This window comes from Streptomyces sp. NPDC060000, from assembly GCF_042737375.1.
Taxonomy (GTDB): Bacteria; Actinomycetota; Actinomycetes; order Streptomycetales; family Streptomycetaceae; genus Streptomyces.
The window spans coordinates 45,104-60,331 of record NZ_JBHWUU010000030.1 but is presented as its reverse complement, the minus strand read 5'-3'; the positions used below and the strand labels follow the sequence as shown (position 1 = coordinate 60,331).

The following is a 15,228-nucleotide window of genomic DNA, read 5'->3' as shown; positions in this document are numbered from 1 at the left end:
TCCCTCCCTGCCCCTTCTCTTCCTGCGTCTTCTCTTCCTGCTACTTCTGTTCCTGTCCTTGCGCCTGGTCCCGCCGCAGCCCCAGCACCTCCGCCGCCCCGAATGTCTCCCCCTCGGGCCGGTCCGCGAAGTGCGCGCCGAGGACGTCGTCCAGCTCCTCGTAGCTGAACACGTCCTCCTTGCTGTCGAACTTCGCCCGCACCCGGGGACGTTCGACGACGGCGACCATGCCGCCGTGCGCGACGAGCAGCTGTCCGTTGATCCGAGCGGCGGCAGGCGAGGCCAAGTAGCCGACCAGCGGGGCGACATGCTCGGGTGCCAGAGGGTCCAGGTCACCCTCGCCCGGCTGCGCGAACCCGCCGAAGACGTCCTCCGTCATCCGGGTGCGGGCGCGCGGGCAGATCGCGTTGGCCGTCACCCCGTACTTGGCGAGCGCGAGCGCCGTGGACGTCGTCAGGCCGACGATTCCGCCTTTGGCCGCGGCGTAGTTGGGCTGTCCGGCCGAGCCCGCCAGGAACGCCTCCGAGGAGGTGTTCACGATCCGCCCGTACACCGGAGCGCCTGCCGCCTTGGACCGCTCACGCCAGTGGGCGGCGGCGAACCGGGTCGTGTTGAAGTGCCCTTTGAGGTGGACCCGCACGACCGCGTCCCACTCGTCCTCGGCCATCGAGAAGACCATGCGGTCGCGCAGGATGCCCGCGTTGTTGACGAGGATGTCCAGCTTGCCGAACTCCCGGATCGCCAACTCAACAAGCAGCCGGGCCTGTTGGAAGTCGGCGACGTCCCCGGTGTGGGCGAGCGCGGTGCCTCCGGCCGACCGGATCTCCCGCGCCACGTCCTCGGCGGGGCCGGCCGACGCCTCGCCCGACCCGTCACGGCCGGACTGACCGTAGTCGTTGACGACGACGGCCGCGCCCAGTCTCGCAAGTTCCAGCGCCTCGACCCGGCCGAGCCCGCGCCCCGCGCCGGTGACGATCGCGGCCAGCCCCTCAAGTGGCAGTGTCATCCGGACGGTCACCCCTCAGATCTCTATGCATGTGCGGAGCGCGGCACCGGTACGCATCTGGTCCAGCGCCTCGTTGATCTCGGCGAGCGGCACGCGGTGCGTGATCAGGCCCGACAGGTCGATCCGACCGGCCCGCCACAGGGCGATCGTCCGCTCGTAGGAGCGCAGGACGTCCCCGCCCCCGTACATCGAGGGCAGGATCCGCTTCTCATCGAAGAACAGCTCGAACATGTTGAGTTGGAGGTAGTCGTCCAGAGCGCCCGCGCCTACGACGACGAGGGTGCCGCCGCGCCGGGTGTTCTCGTAGGCGGTGCGGGCGGTGGCGGAGCGGCCGACGACCTCGAAGACGTAGTCGAAACCCTCGCCACCCGTGACCAGTTGCTTGGCCCCGGGCAACTCGTCCGGTGAAACGGCCTTCGTGGCACCGAACTTGAGGGCGGCCTCCCGGCGCGAGGCGACCGGGTCGACGGCGACGATCTCGGCGGCGCCCTTGAGGCGCGCGCCCTGGATCGCGGAGATACCGACGCCTCCGCAGCCGATGACGGCGACCGACGAACCGGCCGCGACGTCGGCGGTGTTGAGCGCGGCGCCGAGCCCCGTGGTCACCCCGCACCCGATGAGCGCGGCGATGTCGAAGGGGACGTCGTCCGGGATCGGGACCGCGCAGCCCGCGTCGACCACCACTTCCTCGGCGAAGGTTCCGGTGCCGGCGAAGCCGAAGACGTCCCCGCCGGGGCGGCGGAAGTTCGGCGTACCCGCGTTCATGAACCCGGCCAGGCACAGTTCGGTCTGGCCGCGCTTGCAGGCGGGACACGCCCCGCAGGCCGGCAGCCAGCAGACGACGACCCGGTCACCGGGCTTCACCCGGGTGACGCCCTCCCCCACCTCCAGGATCTCGCCCGCACCCTCGTGACCGGGTACGAACGGCGCGGGCTGCGGCAGCACCCCGCCCATCGCGGACAGGTCCGAGTGGCACAGGCCCGTGGCCCGCACCCGGATCCTGACTCGTCCGGGCCCGAAGCCCACCGCCTCGACGTCGTCGAGGACCTCCAGCTTGTCCTGGCCGATCTCGTGCAGTACGGCTGCGCGCATGGTGCGGCTCCCCTCGGGTCCCTCGGATGCTGGGTGGTGCTGGAGGTGCTGGAGGTGATGCACGTGGTGCGGGTGGTGCAGGTGGAGTGCGATGCGGACGCCTCTGAAGCACGGTGCGGGGTGCTTCAGGCGCTTCTGGAGTGCCGTGCGGGCGGTGCAGGTGTCTGGAGCGCGGTGCGGGTGTTCAGTCGCTTCTGGAGTGCGGTGCGGGTGGTTCAGGAGTGTTCGACGAGCGTGTCGGCGAGGACGGGCGCGTCGTCCCGCTGGACGGCGCTCACGGCCACCCGGACCGCCCCCTCACCACGCCACATGCGAATACGCAGGGTCTCCCCCGGGAACACCACCCCGGCGAATCGCGTGGCGTACACGCGCACCCGGCTCACGTCGCCGTCGAGCAGCGTGTCGACGACCGCCTTGAGCGTGATGCCGTAGGTGCACAGGCCGTGCAGGATGGGCCGGTCGAACCCGGCGAGCTTCGCGAACTCCGGGTCGGCGTGCAGCGGGTTGTAGTCGCCGGAGAGGCGGTACAAGAGGGCCTGGTCCTCGCGGACGGTCCGCTCGACCACCTTGTCGGGCTCACCGGCGGGCGGGTCGAGCCGGGCGGAGGGACCTCGGTCGCCGCCCCAGCCGCCTTCCCCCCGGACGAAGATCTGGGCGTCGTTGGTCCACAGCGGCCCGTCCGCGTCGGCCACCTCGGTGCGCATGACGAGGACGGCGGCCTTGCCCTTGTCGTACACGGCGGCGATGCGTCCGGTGGCGGTCGCCCGGCCGGTCACCGGGATGGGGCGGTGGATCTCCAGACGCTGGCCGCCGTGCAGGACGCGGGCGAGATCGACGTCGACGCCGGGCATGGAGAGCCCGCTGATCACGCCGGGCGAGCCGGAGCCGGCGACGGTGGCGAAGCTCGGCAGGACGTGCAGCCGGGACTCCAGCGTGTAGCGCAGTTCGTCGGGGTCGATGGCGGGGGTGCCCGCGCCGATGCCGAGGTGGTACAGCTGGACGTCCCGGCGGTCCCAGGTGATCTCGCCGGTCCGGGGTTCGGCGGCGAGCGCCTTGGCTGCGTCGATGGGCATGGAGCTCCTGATCGTTCGGATCGACGGGATCGATCGCATCGTTCAGAGACCTCGGCACGGCCGTCCGCACCGATCGGCCGCACCGAGGCCGTCACGGGGCCGCGGAACCCGCCCGACCCAGAACAGATCTAGAACGCGTTCCAGTGCGGCGACCCCCTGTATAGCCCAGGCCCCGGAAGTTGTGAAGACACCTGACGGCATGTCAGAAACGGGTGCCGGTGACATTTGTACTGCCCGACCGCGTACATCTCGCACTGTCGCGAGCGGGCACCGGAACGTAGCGTCGAAGACAGGCAGAAGCGGAAACGGGGGACGGACACATGACCGGACACACCACCGGCTCACTCGGGGGACGGCGGCGCGCGGCGGCCTGCCGACGGAACGGCTGGCGCTCGACGCTCCGTGAGGCACGGAAGAACCAGCGGCACTGGAAAGCGGAGAAGAACCGTCTCAAGGCCGACCATCGGACCGACCACGGGATCGACCACGGAACCACCCGCAAGGCCGGGCAGGTCCCCGAGGACCCGGGCCCGCCGGCCAGCGGCTTCTCCCTGCTGCCGTGGCTGCTGATGGGGATGGGCGCGTTCTCCAACCTGTTCCAGGGCGAGGCGAACCCCTGGATCGGCGGCCTGGGACTGCTGACGTTCAACTCGCTCTACATCTACGTCGCCTTCCGCGCCTTCGTGAAGGAGACCCGCAAAGCGACCTCCACGCAGGTGGCGCTGGTGCTGTTGGGCCTTGTGACCTGCGGACTCGCTCTCGGCTACGGCGGCAGCTGGCTGCTCTTCTTCCCGCTGCTCGGCCTCGCGACGGGCGCGGTCGTGCGCGGCCCGCAGTTGCGCACCATCGGTACCGGCGTCGCCGTCCTGGCCGGCGCGGTCTCCTGTGTCCGCGACGGCTGGGACGGCCTCACCATCGCCTACGCCACCTGGATCTCGACGATGGTGACGGCCGCGATCCTCTCCCTCTCCGAGGCCGTACGGGAGCTGCGCGCCGCCCGCGAGGAACTCGCCCGCCGGGCGGTGGAGGAGGAGCGGCTGCGCTTCTCCCGCGACCTGCACGATCTGCTCGGCCACACCCTGTCGGTGATCGTGGTGAAGTCGGAGGCGGCCCGGCGGCTGGCGCCGCGTGACATGGACGCGGCCCTCTCCCAGGTCACCGACATCGAGGCGGTGGGCCGCCAGGCACTGACCGAGATCCGCGAGGCGGTCACCGGCTACCGCGAGGGCAGCCTGGCCGGCGAGCTGGACCGGGCCCGCTCGGCCCTGACGGCGGCGGGCGTCGAAGCGTCGCTGAGCCGCTCCGGACCGCCACCGGACCCGAAGACCTCGGCCCTGCTGGGCTGGGTGGTCCGCGAGGCGGTGACCAACGTCGTCCGGCACAGCGGCGCGAGCCACTGCGGCATCACGGTGTCGGGCACGTCGGAACGGGTCCGTCTGACAGTGACGGACGACGGCGGCAGCGGTGGCGACAGCCGCGACAGGACTCGCGCCGACAGCAGCGACACGGGCGCCGGTGCCTGCTGGCCGCCGAGCGGCGGCACCGGGCTGACCGGCCTGCGCGAGCGCCTCGCGACGGCAGGCGGCACCCTGACGGCGGGCCCGGGGCCGCGCGGCGGCTTCACGGTCACGGCGGAACTGCCGGTCGAACTCCCGCTGTCGCCCTCTGACACGCAAACGGAGCCGGACACGGACCTGGCCCCGGACACAGACACGGGCACGGGGACGGAGACCGGCGCCCACGCCCACACCAGCACCAGCACCAGCACCAGCAGAGTCGCCACGGGCGCCGACGCCGAACCGGAAGCCATACGGTCCCCCGCGGTGACACCGCCCACGTCAGCCCAGCCCACGTCAGCACAGCCCACGTCGGCACAGCGAACGTCGGCACAGCGAACGTCAGCACAACCCACGGACACCGTGCCGTCGGGGACCGTGGGCCCTAACCTGGGGCCGTGACCGAGATGCCGGGCCGGCCCGTGAACGAGATGCCCCGTGACCACCGCCCCACCAAGTCCATCAGGGTGCTGCTCGCGGAGGACCAGGGCATGATGCGCGGGGCGCTGGCTCTGCTGCTCGGGCTGGAGGCCGACATCGAGGTCGTCGCGCAGGTGGGCACCGGGGACGCGATCGTCGACGCGGCCCTCCTGCACCGCCCGGACGTGGCGCTCCTCGACATCGAACTCCCCGGCATGAGCGGTCTGGACGCCGCCGCCGAACTGCGCGAGCAGGCGCCCGGCTGCCGGGTGCTGATCCTGACCACGTTCGGCCGGCCCGGCTATCTGCGCCGCGCCATGGAGGCCGGGGCCTCGGGGTTCCTGGTCAAGGACGGTCCGGTGGAGGAACTGGCGGCGGCGATCCGCCGGGTGCTGGCCTGCGAGACGGTCGTGGACCCGGCCCTGGCGGCGGCCGCGCTGAGCGCCGGCCCGAACCCGCTCACCGCCCGCGAGTGCGACGTCCTGAACGCCTCCGTCGACGGCGCGACGGTCTCCGACATCGCCGCCAGGCTGCACCTTTCGGAGTCCACGATCCGCAACTACCTGTCCTCCGCGATCGGCAAGACGGGCACCCGCAACCGGATGGAGGCGATGCGCGAGGCGCGGCAGCAGGGCTGGCTGTAGCGGTCCGGACCGCCGCTGGCATAGTGCCCGCATGTCCTTACCGATACCGATTCCCAGGCGTGCGGCCGTGCTGGCGGCGAGCCTCGCGGCGGGGTTCGCCACCTCGGTGGTGCCCGCCGCGGCCGAAGGCTCCGGTCAGGTCGTGATGCGGTTCGAGACCGCGAAGACCTACGTCATGTACAGCGCCGACGAGGGGGCCAAGGCCTCGAACAGCGGCTTCGTCGTCCCGGTCTTCGTCGAGCCCGGCAAGGGCGGCGAACCGGCACGCAATGTCAGGGTCGTCGTGGACGCGTCCGGGCTGGAGGGCGTCGCCCGGGTCGGTGACACGGACATGTGCGAAGCCGAGGGCTCGGTCTACACGTGCGAGTACGGCAACCTGCAGAACGGCGACGGCGAGAGCTACTCACCCCTCTCCATCCTCGGGGTGGACGGCGTCGAGCCCGGCGACAGCGGGACGGTGAGGTACACCGCGACCGCCGACAACGCGCCCACCATCACCGGCACCACCCGTATGACCGTAGGCGGTCCGAACCTTTCCGCGCCCGGGCAGGCGAAGGGCATGAGCGGGCTGGCGCCGGGGAAGTCCGCGAAGGTGACCGCGCGGCTGGCCAACAACACCCGCTTCCCCGCGAAGCGGGGCGTCGCCCTCCAGGTCAACGTGTCGGAGGGGCTGACGCTGACCGCGCTGCACAGCAACTGTTTCTACGCGGGGTCCGCGCCCACCTCCGCGTGGTGCACGTTCCCCACGAAGGCCGCGGCGGGCGCCGCCTACACCACCGACGCACCGCTGGTCTACACGGTCACCGCGCCCATGACACTGACCGGCGAGGTGACCTACACCTGGTCGTCGGCCCCGTCCCGCCCCGCCGGCCACACCGTGCGGGGCACCGGATCCCCGCTCACCCTGGTCCGCACCCCGGCCCAAGACTTCGGCGACAGCCACGGCAGGGTCGGTGTGACCACCACCGTGCAGCTCGACTACCGTCCGGTCACCGCGACCGTACGGGGCCGGGTCGGGGACACGGTGAACGTACGGCTCGGGCTGGAGGACCTCGGCCCGGGCCGGGTGCTCGGCGACGAGGAGACGGGCCGCTTCGAGGTGGTCCCGCCGGAGGGCACCACGGTCACCTCCGTCCCGTACCGCTTCGAGGAGGACGGCGGACAGTGGGCCTGCGACCGGCCGGAGAAGCCCGGCGGGGCGTTCGTCTGCGAGATCGGCTACGACCAGTTCCTCGAGGTGCGGCACGAGGGGGGCACTACAGCCATCGACTTCCACATCCGTATCGACCGGCAGGTGCCGGGCGCGAAGGGCACGATCCGCACGTACAACCCGTACGACCGCACCCCGGCCAACGATGTCGCCGTCATCCCGCTCGATGCCTCGCCCGCCCCGGCCCGCCGGCTCTACCAGCACCCCTGGGCATGGGCCGCGGGCGCCCTGCTCGTCGTACTCCTGGCAGCGGTGTACCTCCGCCGCCGCCGGCACGCGACACCGTCCTGAACACAACAGCATCCTGATCGGGACACAGTCCTGAACGCGACACCGGTCCTGAGGAAAGCGACACCGCGCCTCTTCCCGGATACCCGCGCCGCATCCCCGTACCCGCGCCGCGTCCCGGATACCCACGCCGCGTCCTGATGCCCGCGCCGGATTCCAGATCGGTTCCAGATCGGTCTAGATGCCCGCGTCCGTCCGCCGTAGTACCCGCAGGGAGCCGGTGGCCGAGACCTCTGCGAAGGCGCCGGAGGCCAGGGCGCGCAGGTAGACGCGGTAGGGGGCCTGGCCGGTGAACTCGTCGACCGGGTCGGGGAACACGTCGTGGATGACGAGGAGCCCGCCCTCGGCGACATGCGGCGCCCAGCCCTCGTAGTCGGAGGTGGCGTGCTCGTCGGTGTGGCCGCCGTCGACGAACACGAGGCCGAGGGGCGAGTTCCAGAACGCGGCGATCCGCGGTGAGCGCCCGACCAGCGCGACCACGTGCTCCTCCAGGCCGGCTCGGTGCAGGGTCCGGCGGAAGGTGGGCAGGGTGTCCATCAGGCCGACCTCGGGGTCGACGGTCTCCGGGTCGTGGTACTCCCAGCCCGGCTGCTGCTCCTCGCTGCCCCGGTGGTGGTCGAGGGTGAGGGCGCTGACCCCGGCCTGACGGGCCGCGTCGGCGAGCAGGATGGTGGAGCGCCCGCAGTAGGTGCCGACCTCCAGCAGCGGGAGCCCGAGCGCACCGGCCTCGACGGCGGCCGCGTACAGCGCGAGTCCCTCGTCGACCGGCATGAACCCCTTCGCCGCCTCGAACGCGGCCAGGATCTCGGGCTTGGGTGCCGCGGCCATGGGGGTCCTCCGGAGATACGTGCGGTTGAGCACGCGGTGCGGGAGAGCACTCGGTGCGTGTGGCCGCCCATGCTGCCGCACCCCCCGCCGCCGGAGCGACAGGGGGTGCGGAAAGGTGCGGACGGGAAGGAACGCGGGGGCGCGGGGCCCCGGGTGCGTGGCGGGCCCGGGCGCCGACGGTGTCAGGCGTTGACCGTCTCGCCCGGCAGCGACAGGTCCAGGTCCACCGGACGCTCGTCGCCCGTGTGGGTCGCGGAGCTGGCCAGCGGGCCGTGGCCGGTGGCCTTGGCCGCGACGACGTAGGCGCCACGGGCCGGGACGGCGAGGGCGTAGCTGCCGTCCTCCTCCGACAGGGTGGCGCCGGCCTGACGGCCGCGGCGGTCGATGAGAGTGACCTTGGCACGGGCGACCGGGCCGCCGTCGGCGTCCAGGACCCTGCCGCGGAAGCCGCGCAGGACGTCCTCGGCGCGCTTCAGGTTGGCGTCCTCCTCGCTGCTGGCGCGCAGCTGCGGCACGGCCGACGGGCGCTGCTGCCTGGGCAGGAAGAGGGCGAGGACCAGGCCGATCGCGACGGCGCCCGTGGCGATCAGGAAGGAGACGCGGAAGCCGTGCATGGTCGGTACGGCGACGCCGCCGACGTTGTTCGCGGTGTTGGCCAGCACCATGCCGATGACGGCGCTCGACACCGACGTACCGATGGACCGCATCAGGGTGTTGAGGCCGTTGGCCGCGCCGGTCTCCGAGGCAGGGACGGCGCCGACGATCAGCGCGGGCAGCGAGGAGTAGGCGAGGCCGATGCCGGCGCCCAGGACGACGGCGATGACCAGGCTCTGCCAGGCGGCGCTCATCAGGCCGAGGCCGGCGCCGTAGCCGATCGCGATGATTAGCATGCCCAGGATCAGGGTGAACTTGGGGCCGTACTTGGCGGACAGCTTGGCGTAGACGGGCGCGGTGAACATCATCGTCAGGCCGAGCGGCGCGACGAGCAGACCGGCGGTGACCATCGACTGGCCGAGGCCGTAGCCGGTGGCCTTGGGCAGCTGGAGCAGCTGCGGCAGGACCAGGGAGACGACGTAGAACGAGACGCCGACCATGATCGAGGCGAGGTTGGTGAACAGGACCGCGGGCCGGGCCGTGGTGCGCAGGTCGACGAGCGGGGCCTTGAGCCGCAGCTCCATGACGCCCCACAGGACGAGGACGACGGCCGCGGCGGCGAAGAGGCCGAGGGTGGTGCCGGAGGTCCAGCCCCAGTCGCTGCCCTTGGTGATCGGCAGGAGGAAGAGCACCAGCCCGGTGGAGAGGCCGATCGCGCCCAGGACGTCGAAGGTGCCCTCGGCGCGCGCCGGGGACTCGGGGACGACGAGGAGGGTGAGGACGATGGCGAGGGCGCCGAGGCCGGCGGCTCCGTAGAAGAGGGCGTGCCAGTCGGCGTGCTGGGCGATCAGGGCCGCGAGCGGCAGGGCGAGGCCGCCGCCGACGCCGATCGAGGAGCTCATCAGGGCCATCGCCGAGCCGAGCTTCTCGCGCGGCAGCATGTCCCGCATCAGGCCGATACCCAACGGGATCGCGCCCATCGCGAAGCCCTGGAGGGCGCGACCGGCGATCATCGTGATCAGGTCGCTGGTGAGCGCGCTGACCAGTGCGCCGACGACCATCACCGCGAGGCTGACTATCAGCATGCGCCGCTTGCCGTACAGGTCACCGAGGCGGCCCATGATCGGGGTGGCCACGGCGCCCGAAAGCAGCGTCGAGGTCAGGACCCAGGTGGCGTTGCTGGGCGCGGTGCCCAGCAGCTGGGGAAGGTCCTTGATGACCGGGACGAGCAGGGTCTGCATCACCGCGACCACGATGCCCGCGAAGGCGAGGACCGGGACGACGGCTCCGCTCGCTTCGCGGGTGGGCCGGTCGGTCGTCGTGTGCGTCATGAGGTGGGGCCTCCGGGGGCGGTGCGGCAGGGGTACATGGAGACCGAACCTGTATGCATGGGCAACTATTCCGATGCTTCGGCGTACTAACGATTTCTTTATCTTCTCTTGAAGGTTCCCTGGAGGACCCCGGCCCCCTCGAAGGCTCCCCCTCCCCCGGTTCGCCCGACGGCCCTCCCGAACCTTCTTTCGAACACCCTCCCGGGCCCTCCATGGAACCCTCCGGAGAGCCTCCCCAGAGCCCTCCCGGGAGTCCTCCGAGGCGGCGACGGCCGGGAGACGGCCGCGCCTCAGCCGGCAGGGGTCCGAAGGATGCCGCTGAGCAGCACATCGAGGCCCCAGGTGTCGCGGTCGCCGGGCGAGAACAGGGCCGGCCGCAGCGCGGTGATCATCGGATAGCGGTCGGCGGACAGAGCCGCGTAATGGCGGTCGGCGTCCGCCACGGCGCCGCTCTCGTCGCTGCCCCTGGTGATGCGAGCGCTCTGTTCGGCGGCGGCCGCGGCGATGTGGAGGTGGATCAGGTCGACGGCCCAGGCGGCGGTGACGTCGTCCAGGCCGCCCTCCTTGAGCAGCGCGAGCATGCGGTCGAGGACGAGCAGCGCGTTGGCGCCGGTCGGGATCGCGCCGAGGGCGACCGCGGCCAGACCCTCGTGTCGGCTCATGGCCTCGACGCTCGCCGCGACCAGGGCGTGCAGCCGCTCCCGCCAGGTGCCCTCGGTCACGAGCGGGACCCGGGCGAGCGCCTCGTCCAGCATCGCGGCCATCAGGTCGTCGCGGTTGGCGACGTAGACGTAGAGCGAGGCCGGGCCGGTGTCGAGTTCCTTGGCGACGCGGCGCATGGTCAGGGCGTCCAGACCGTCGCGGTCGAGGATGGCCAGCCCGGCGCGCACGATCGCCTCTCGGCTGAGGGGCGCCTTGGCGGGCCGCGCGCGGCGACTGATGGGCTCGGGGGTCACGGGGGTCACGGGGAGAGGGTAACTGGCACGAACACCGATCGTCACAAACATGTTTGACACGAACACCGTTCGTTCTCTAACGTCATGTCCGATACGATAACGAACGGCGTTCGCCACGAACATCGTTCGCGCACGGCTCGCTCACAAAGACGAAAAGCACGGAGACAGAAAGAAGGAACACGTCATGATCCTGATCACCGGAGGCCGCGGCGCCGTCGCCACCCAGCTGCTCGCCCTCCTGCATGCCGACGGCACGCCGGTGCGCGTGGGCTCCACCAGTCCCGACGGCCTCGCACCACCTCCCGGCGTGGAGACGGTCGCCCTCGACCTCACCGACCCGGCGACCTTCCCGGCCGCTCTGGCCGGCGTCACTTCCGTCTTCCTCTACGCGAGGCCCGACCACATCACCGAATTCGTCGACCAGGCCCATCGGGCAGGCGTCACCCATGTCGTGGTGCTGTCCAGCTCCGGCGTCCTGGGCCTGCTCGGCCCCGAGCCGAAGGACGACGTGCTGGCCGCCTCCCACCTGGCCGTGGAGCGGGCGCTGCTCGCCTCGCCGATCACCACCACCCTCCTGCGACCGGGCTCCTTCGCCTCCAACGCCGCGTCCTGGGCGTGGTCGGTCAAGGCCGGACGGCCCATCAGCCTGCCCTTCCCCGGCGCCCACACCGACCCCCTCCACGAAAGGGACCTGGCCGAGGCCGCCCACGCCGTCCTCACCGATCCCCGGCACCGCGGCGGCCGATTCACCCTCACCGGACCCGAGTCGCTGACGTTCGCCGAGCAGATCGACCGGCTCTCCGCCGTCACCGGCCGCGTCATCGAGTTCAAGCACGTCACCGCCGAGGGGTGGAAGGAGGAGATGGCCGAGTACGTCCCCCCTGTCTACGCCGACGCCCTCCTCGCCTGGTGGGAGTCCACGGACGGCAGGCCGGTCGCCCTCACCCGCACCGTCGAGGAACTCACCGGCCACCCCGCCCGCACCTTCACCACCTGGGCCACCGACCACACCGCCGACTTCACCGCCCCCTGAACCACCGGCGTCCCGGAACGACCCGCTCCCTCGCGCGGGCGGCGGCCCAGGCCCAAATCCCGATGCATGAGGCGCAACCCGGTTGAGAACATGACGCCCATGCTGGAAACCGCCGACACCGCCCCCGCCCGGACATCCCGCCGTACCGGCGCCCCCGCCTGGCTGCTCGTGGCACTCGCCTGCGCGGGACAGTTCCTCGTCGTGCTCGACGTGTCCGTGGTGAACGTGGCGCTGCCGTCTATGCGGGCCGACCTGGGCATGAGCGCCTCGGGTCTGCAGTGGGTGGTGAACGCTTACTCGATCGCCTTCGCCGGGTTCATGCTGCTCGGCGGCCGGGCGGGCGACCTCTACGGCCGCAAGCGGATGTTCCTCACCGGCCTCGCCCTGTTCACGCTGGCCTCGCTGGCAGGCGGCCTGGCTCAGGACGGCTGGCAACTGCTGCTCGCGCGGGCCGTACAGGGTCTGGGCGCGGCGGTCCTCGCGCCCTCGACGCTGACGATCGTCACGTCCGCCGTGCCGGAGGGCGCCGCGCGGGCGCGTGCCATCGCCACGTGGACGGCGGTCGGTGCGGGTGGCGGGGCCGCGGGCGGGCTCGTCGGCGGGGCGCTGGTGGACCTCATGACCTGGCGCTGGGTCCTGCTGATCAACGTCCCGGTCGGCGTGGTGGTGCTGACCTGCTCGCTGCGGTGGCCGGCCGAGAGCCGGGCCGGGGACGGCCGTCGGCTGGACCTCCCGGGCGCGCTGCTGGTCACGTCCGGCCTCGCCACGCTGGCGTACGGCATCTCGCAGACGGAGGCCGAGGGCTGGACGGCGTCGGCCACCCTCGTACCGCTGGCCGCCGGGCTCGCTTTGATCGGCCTCTTCCTCGGCGTCGAGGCCCGGACGGCGGCCCCGCTGATGCCGCTCGGACTGTTCCGGCTGCGGGCGGTGTCGTCGGCGAACGCGGCGATGTTCATCAACGGCTCGGCCTTGTTCTCCATGTGGTTCTTCATGACGCTGTACGCGCAGAACGCTCTCGGCTACACCCCGCTGGAGGCGGGTCTTGCGCTGATGCCGAGTTCGCTGGCCATCGTGGTCGCGTCGAAGCTCGCACCCCGTTTCATGCACACGGCCGGCGCACGCACCGTGGCCACGCTGGGCACGCTGACCGCCGCGGCCGGGTTCGCCTGGCAGTCGACGATGACGGCGGACGGCGACTACGTCACCGGGATCATGCTGCCGGGGATCCTGATGATGCTGGGCGCGGGCCTGGCCTCGACCCCGCTGGCCTCGCTGGCCACCTCGGGCGCGGCGCCGGGCGAGGCCGGTCTGGTGTCCGGGTTGGTCAACACCTCCCGCACGATGGGCGGTTCGCTGGGCCTGGCGGTGCTGTCGACGATCGCGGCCGCGCGCACGGCGGGGCGCGGATCGCCGGAGGCGCTGACGGAGGGGTACGCGCTGGCCTTCCGCACCGGCACGGGCGTGCTGCTGGCGGGAGTCGTGCTGATGCTGATGTGGCTGCCGCGAAAATCGTCCGCCCGCTGAGGCAACGATCCGGGCCGCTCATGGCCTCCTTTGAACATCTAGGAGGTGCCCATGGGGGATCGGAAGCAGGACAGGGACACGGAGTTCCAGGCTTTCGTCGTCGGCCGCTGGCCGCGGCTGATGCGCACGGCATTTCTCCTCACGGGGGAACAGCACGCCGCGGAGGACCTGGTCCAGACGACGCTGGAGCGGGTTTATGTGGCCTGGCGCAGAGTCGGCTCGGCCGACGAACCGGAGGCGTACGTGCGACGCGTGATGATCAACGCGCATGCTCGCAGGCACCGCAAGAAGCTCCGTGAGTTCCTCGCTCCGAGGGGCGACGACTCGGGCCTCGCGCACGAGGTCGCCGACACCGGCGATCAGATCGCCCGGGCCGACGACCGGCACACCCTGCTGAAGTCGCTGGCGGAGCTGCCGCCGCGGCAGCGTGAGGCGGTGGTGCTGCGGTACTGGGAGGACCTGACCGAGACACAGACGGCCGAGGCTATGGGCTGTTCGGTCGGCGCGGTGAAGAGCAACGCGGCCAAGGGGATCGCGAAACTCCGCGCCATACCGGGACTGGCGGACGCGGTGATGCACGGAGGGCGGAAGTGATGAGCGCGAACCGGGAGACGAATCACGACATGGCACAGCACGACATCGCCGTCCTGCTGGCAGACGCCGCGGACGAGGCCGAGATCGGTATAGCCCCCACTCAGGCACTCATCCGAGCCGGCCGCCGCCGCAGAACCCGACGCTGGGCGGTCACGGCGGCCGCGGCCCTGGTGGTCGCGGGCTCGACGGGGGCGCTGGCTGTGACGGGACTGCCGGGAGGCGACGGGGAGCGGGTGGCACCGCCGGCAGCGCAGCGGTCGGGGAGCGCGGACCCCGCAGGCGTGCTCGCGCCCCACCGGACCGTGCTCGGCTCCGGCACCGAGCAGGGGCAGAAGTGGGAGGTCTCCATCGACGTGTGGACGCCACCGGCCGACGAGACGGAGGCGGCGGCTCAGCTGCGGGCGATGCGCGAGTACGGGGACCCGTACTCGACGAGCGCGAAGCCCGCCGACATGGTCGGCAACATCACGTTCTTCTTCCACGAGACCTACGGGACCCATTCCGCGCCGCAGACGGGAAGCGGCCCCGAGGAGAAGGCGCTGCCGCCCGGCAAGAGTTTGGAGACCATGGTGAACTCGCTCCCCGGCACCGACGGCAACCGCGACCTGGTGATCGGCCGAGTCGTCAAGACGGCCAAACAGGTGACCTGCTTCTGGACGGACGGCACGAAGACCGAGTTGGTCAGGGAACCGGCGAACGGGACGACGAACACCGACAAGCCCGCCCTCCGCTCGACCGAGGGCGCCTCCTACGACTGGTTCGCGTGCCTGGCACCACAGGGGACGAAGTCCGACAGCGTGACCGTGGACGGAGAAGGGAACGGATAGCCGCGAACGGTGAGACGACAACCCACAGGGGACGGACGAACGGCGAGTGACGAGCGCGGGTGAACGAGCGGGGACGCCCGCCCGCCCTCATCCCGGATACCGCCGGGTTACCGCCCCGGCCGTGCGTGGCCTCGTCGGCGCTCGGCACCTTCGGCCGGGGGCGGTGGGCCGCGGAGTCCCGCACCTCCACCCGCAGGCCGCCCCCGCGTCAGCCCGTCATCCGTCCGGACGCTGTCCCGCTGAGGCCTCGCC

13 protein-coding genes are annotated in these 15,228 nt (G+C 71.7%); 7 read left to right on the top strand and 6 right to left on the bottom strand.

Annotated features, from left to right (window positions below; all coding sequences use genetic code 11):
* Nucleotides 1-40: 40 nt before the first annotated feature.
* The 3 genes from ACFWBB_RS17960 to ACFWBB_RS17950 form a co-directional block, all read right to left on the bottom strand.
* Complete coding sequence (locus tag ACFWBB_RS17960; protein WP_385272695.1) at nucleotides 41-1,006, bottom strand: 3-oxoacyl-ACP reductase; 966 nt, start codon at nucleotides 1,004-1,006, stop codon at nucleotides 41-43.
* Between the two features lie 15 nt (nucleotides 1,007-1,021).
* Nucleotides 1,022-2,098, bottom strand: coding sequence for a Zn-dependent alcohol dehydrogenase (locus tag ACFWBB_RS17955; RefSeq protein WP_385272693.1), 1,077 nt, complete (start codon nucleotides 2,096-2,098; stop codon nucleotides 1,022-1,024).
* Nucleotides 2,099-2,313: 215 nt separating this feature from the next.
* Nucleotides 2,314-3,171, bottom strand: coding sequence for a MaoC/PaaZ C-terminal domain-containing protein (locus tag ACFWBB_RS17950; protein ID WP_385272690.1), 858 nt, complete (start codon nucleotides 3,169-3,171; stop codon nucleotides 2,314-2,316).
* Between the two features lie 320 nt (nucleotides 3,172-3,491).
* On the opposite strand from ACFWBB_RS17950, the gene ACFWBB_RS17945 reads away from it, so the two are divergent.
* From ACFWBB_RS17945 to ACFWBB_RS17935, 3 genes are read left to right on the top strand one after another with little or no spacing between them, the layout of a single operon-like run.
* On the top strand, nucleotides 3,492-5,129 hold the full coding sequence (locus ACFWBB_RS17945) for a histidine kinase (protein WP_385272687.1): 1,638 nt from the start codon (nucleotides 3,492-3,494) through the stop codon (nucleotides 5,127-5,129).
* Between the two features lie 29 nt (nucleotides 5,130-5,158).
* Complete coding sequence (locus ACFWBB_RS17940; protein WP_385272759.1) at nucleotides 5,159-5,791, top strand: response regulator; 633 nt, start codon at nucleotides 5,159-5,161, stop codon at nucleotides 5,789-5,791.
* Nucleotides 5,792-5,822: 31 nt separating this feature from the next.
* Entirely contained in the window at nucleotides 5,823-7,292 is a 1,470-nt protein-coding gene (locus ACFWBB_RS17935; protein WP_385272684.1) for a hypothetical protein, read from the top strand.
* Between the two features lie 174 nt (nucleotides 7,293-7,466).
* On the opposite strand, the gene ACFWBB_RS17930 is transcribed toward ACFWBB_RS17935, so the two are convergent.
* The 3 genes from ACFWBB_RS17930 to ACFWBB_RS17920 form a co-directional block, all read right to left on the bottom strand.
* Nucleotides 7,467-8,117, bottom strand: coding sequence for a class I SAM-dependent methyltransferase (locus tag ACFWBB_RS17930; RefSeq protein WP_385272681.1), 651 nt, complete (start codon nucleotides 8,115-8,117; stop codon nucleotides 7,467-7,469).
* A gap of 182 nt (nucleotides 8,118-8,299) precedes the next feature.
* Nucleotides 8,300-10,042 carry an MFS transporter gene (locus ACFWBB_RS17925; protein ID WP_385272678.1) on the bottom strand — a complete coding sequence of 581 codons (1,743 nt, stop codon included), beginning with the start codon at nucleotides 10,040-10,042 and terminating at the stop codon, nucleotides 8,300-8,302.
* 290 nt (nucleotides 10,043-10,332) lie between these two features.
* Nucleotides 10,333-11,007 (bottom strand): TetR/AcrR family transcriptional regulator, encoded by a 675-nt coding sequence (locus ACFWBB_RS17920; protein ID WP_385272675.1) that lies wholly within the window; start codon nucleotides 11,005-11,007, stop codon nucleotides 10,333-10,335.
* A 175-nt stretch (nucleotides 11,008-11,182) separates the two neighbouring features.
* On the opposite strand from ACFWBB_RS17920, the gene ACFWBB_RS17915 reads away from it, so the two are divergent.
* From ACFWBB_RS17915 to ACFWBB_RS17900, 4 genes are all read left to right on the top strand, one after another.
* Complete coding sequence (locus tag ACFWBB_RS17915; protein ID WP_385272672.1) at nucleotides 11,183-12,031, top strand: NAD(P)H-binding protein; 849 nt, start codon at nucleotides 11,183-11,185, stop codon at nucleotides 12,029-12,031.
* A 90-nt stretch (nucleotides 12,032-12,121) separates the two neighbouring features.
* Nucleotides 12,122-13,555 carry an MFS transporter gene (locus ACFWBB_RS17910; RefSeq protein WP_385272756.1) on the top strand — a complete coding sequence of 478 codons (1,434 nt, stop codon included), beginning with the start codon at nucleotides 12,122-12,124 and terminating at the stop codon, nucleotides 13,553-13,555.
* A 51-nt stretch (nucleotides 13,556-13,606) separates the two neighbouring features.
* Entirely contained in the window at nucleotides 13,607-14,149 is a 543-nt protein-coding gene (locus ACFWBB_RS17905) for a SigE family RNA polymerase sigma factor (protein WP_385272669.1), read from the top strand.
* Nucleotides 14,149-14,976 (top strand): hypothetical protein, encoded by an 828-nt coding sequence (locus ACFWBB_RS17900; RefSeq protein WP_385272666.1) that lies wholly within the window; start codon nucleotides 14,149-14,151, stop codon nucleotides 14,974-14,976. Before ACFWBB_RS17905 ends, ACFWBB_RS17900 begins: the two co-directional genes overlap by 1 nt.
* Nucleotides 14,977-15,228 lie beyond the last annotated feature (252 nt).

Bases quoted from the DNA above. Each gene is read 5' to 3' on its own strand.
- ACFWBB_RS17960 (WP_385272695.1), bottom strand. From the start codon at position 1,006: ATGACACTGCCACTTGAGGGGCTGGCCGCGATCGTCACCGGCGCGGGG.
- ACFWBB_RS17955 (WP_385272693.1), bottom strand. From the start codon at position 2,098: ATGCGCGCAGCCGTACTGCACGAGATCGGCCAGGACAAGCTGGAGGTC.
- ACFWBB_RS17950 (WP_385272690.1), bottom strand. From the start codon at position 3,171: ATGCCCATCGACGCAGCCAAGGCGCTCGCCGCCGAACCCCGGACCGGC.
- ACFWBB_RS17945 (WP_385272687.1), top strand. From the start codon at position 3,492: ATGACCGGACACACCACCGGCTCACTCGGGGGACGGCGGCGCGCGGCG.
- ACFWBB_RS17940 (WP_385272759.1), top strand. From the start codon at position 5,159: ATGCCCCGTGACCACCGCCCCACCAAGTCCATCAGGGTGCTGCTCGCG.
- ACFWBB_RS17935 (WP_385272684.1), top strand. From the start codon at position 5,823: ATGTCCTTACCGATACCGATTCCCAGGCGTGCGGCCGTGCTGGCGGCG.
- ACFWBB_RS17930 (WP_385272681.1), bottom strand. From the start codon at position 8,117: ATGGCCGCGGCACCCAAGCCCGAGATCCTGGCCGCGTTCGAGGCGGCG.
- ACFWBB_RS17925 (WP_385272678.1), bottom strand. From the start codon at position 10,042: ATGACGCACACGACGACCGACCGGCCCACCCGCGAAGCGAGCGGAGCC.
- ACFWBB_RS17915 (WP_385272672.1), top strand. From the start codon at position 11,183: ATGATCCTGATCACCGGAGGCCGCGGCGCCGTCGCCACCCAGCTGCTC.
- ACFWBB_RS17910 (WP_385272756.1), top strand. From the start codon at position 12,122: ATGACGCCCATGCTGGAAACCGCCGACACCGCCCCCGCCCGGACATCC.
- ACFWBB_RS17905 (WP_385272669.1), top strand. From the start codon at position 13,607: ATGGGGGATCGGAAGCAGGACAGGGACACGGAGTTCCAGGCTTTCGTC.
- ACFWBB_RS17900 (WP_385272666.1), top strand. From the start codon at position 14,149: ATGAGCGCGAACCGGGAGACGAATCACGACATGGCACAGCACGACATC.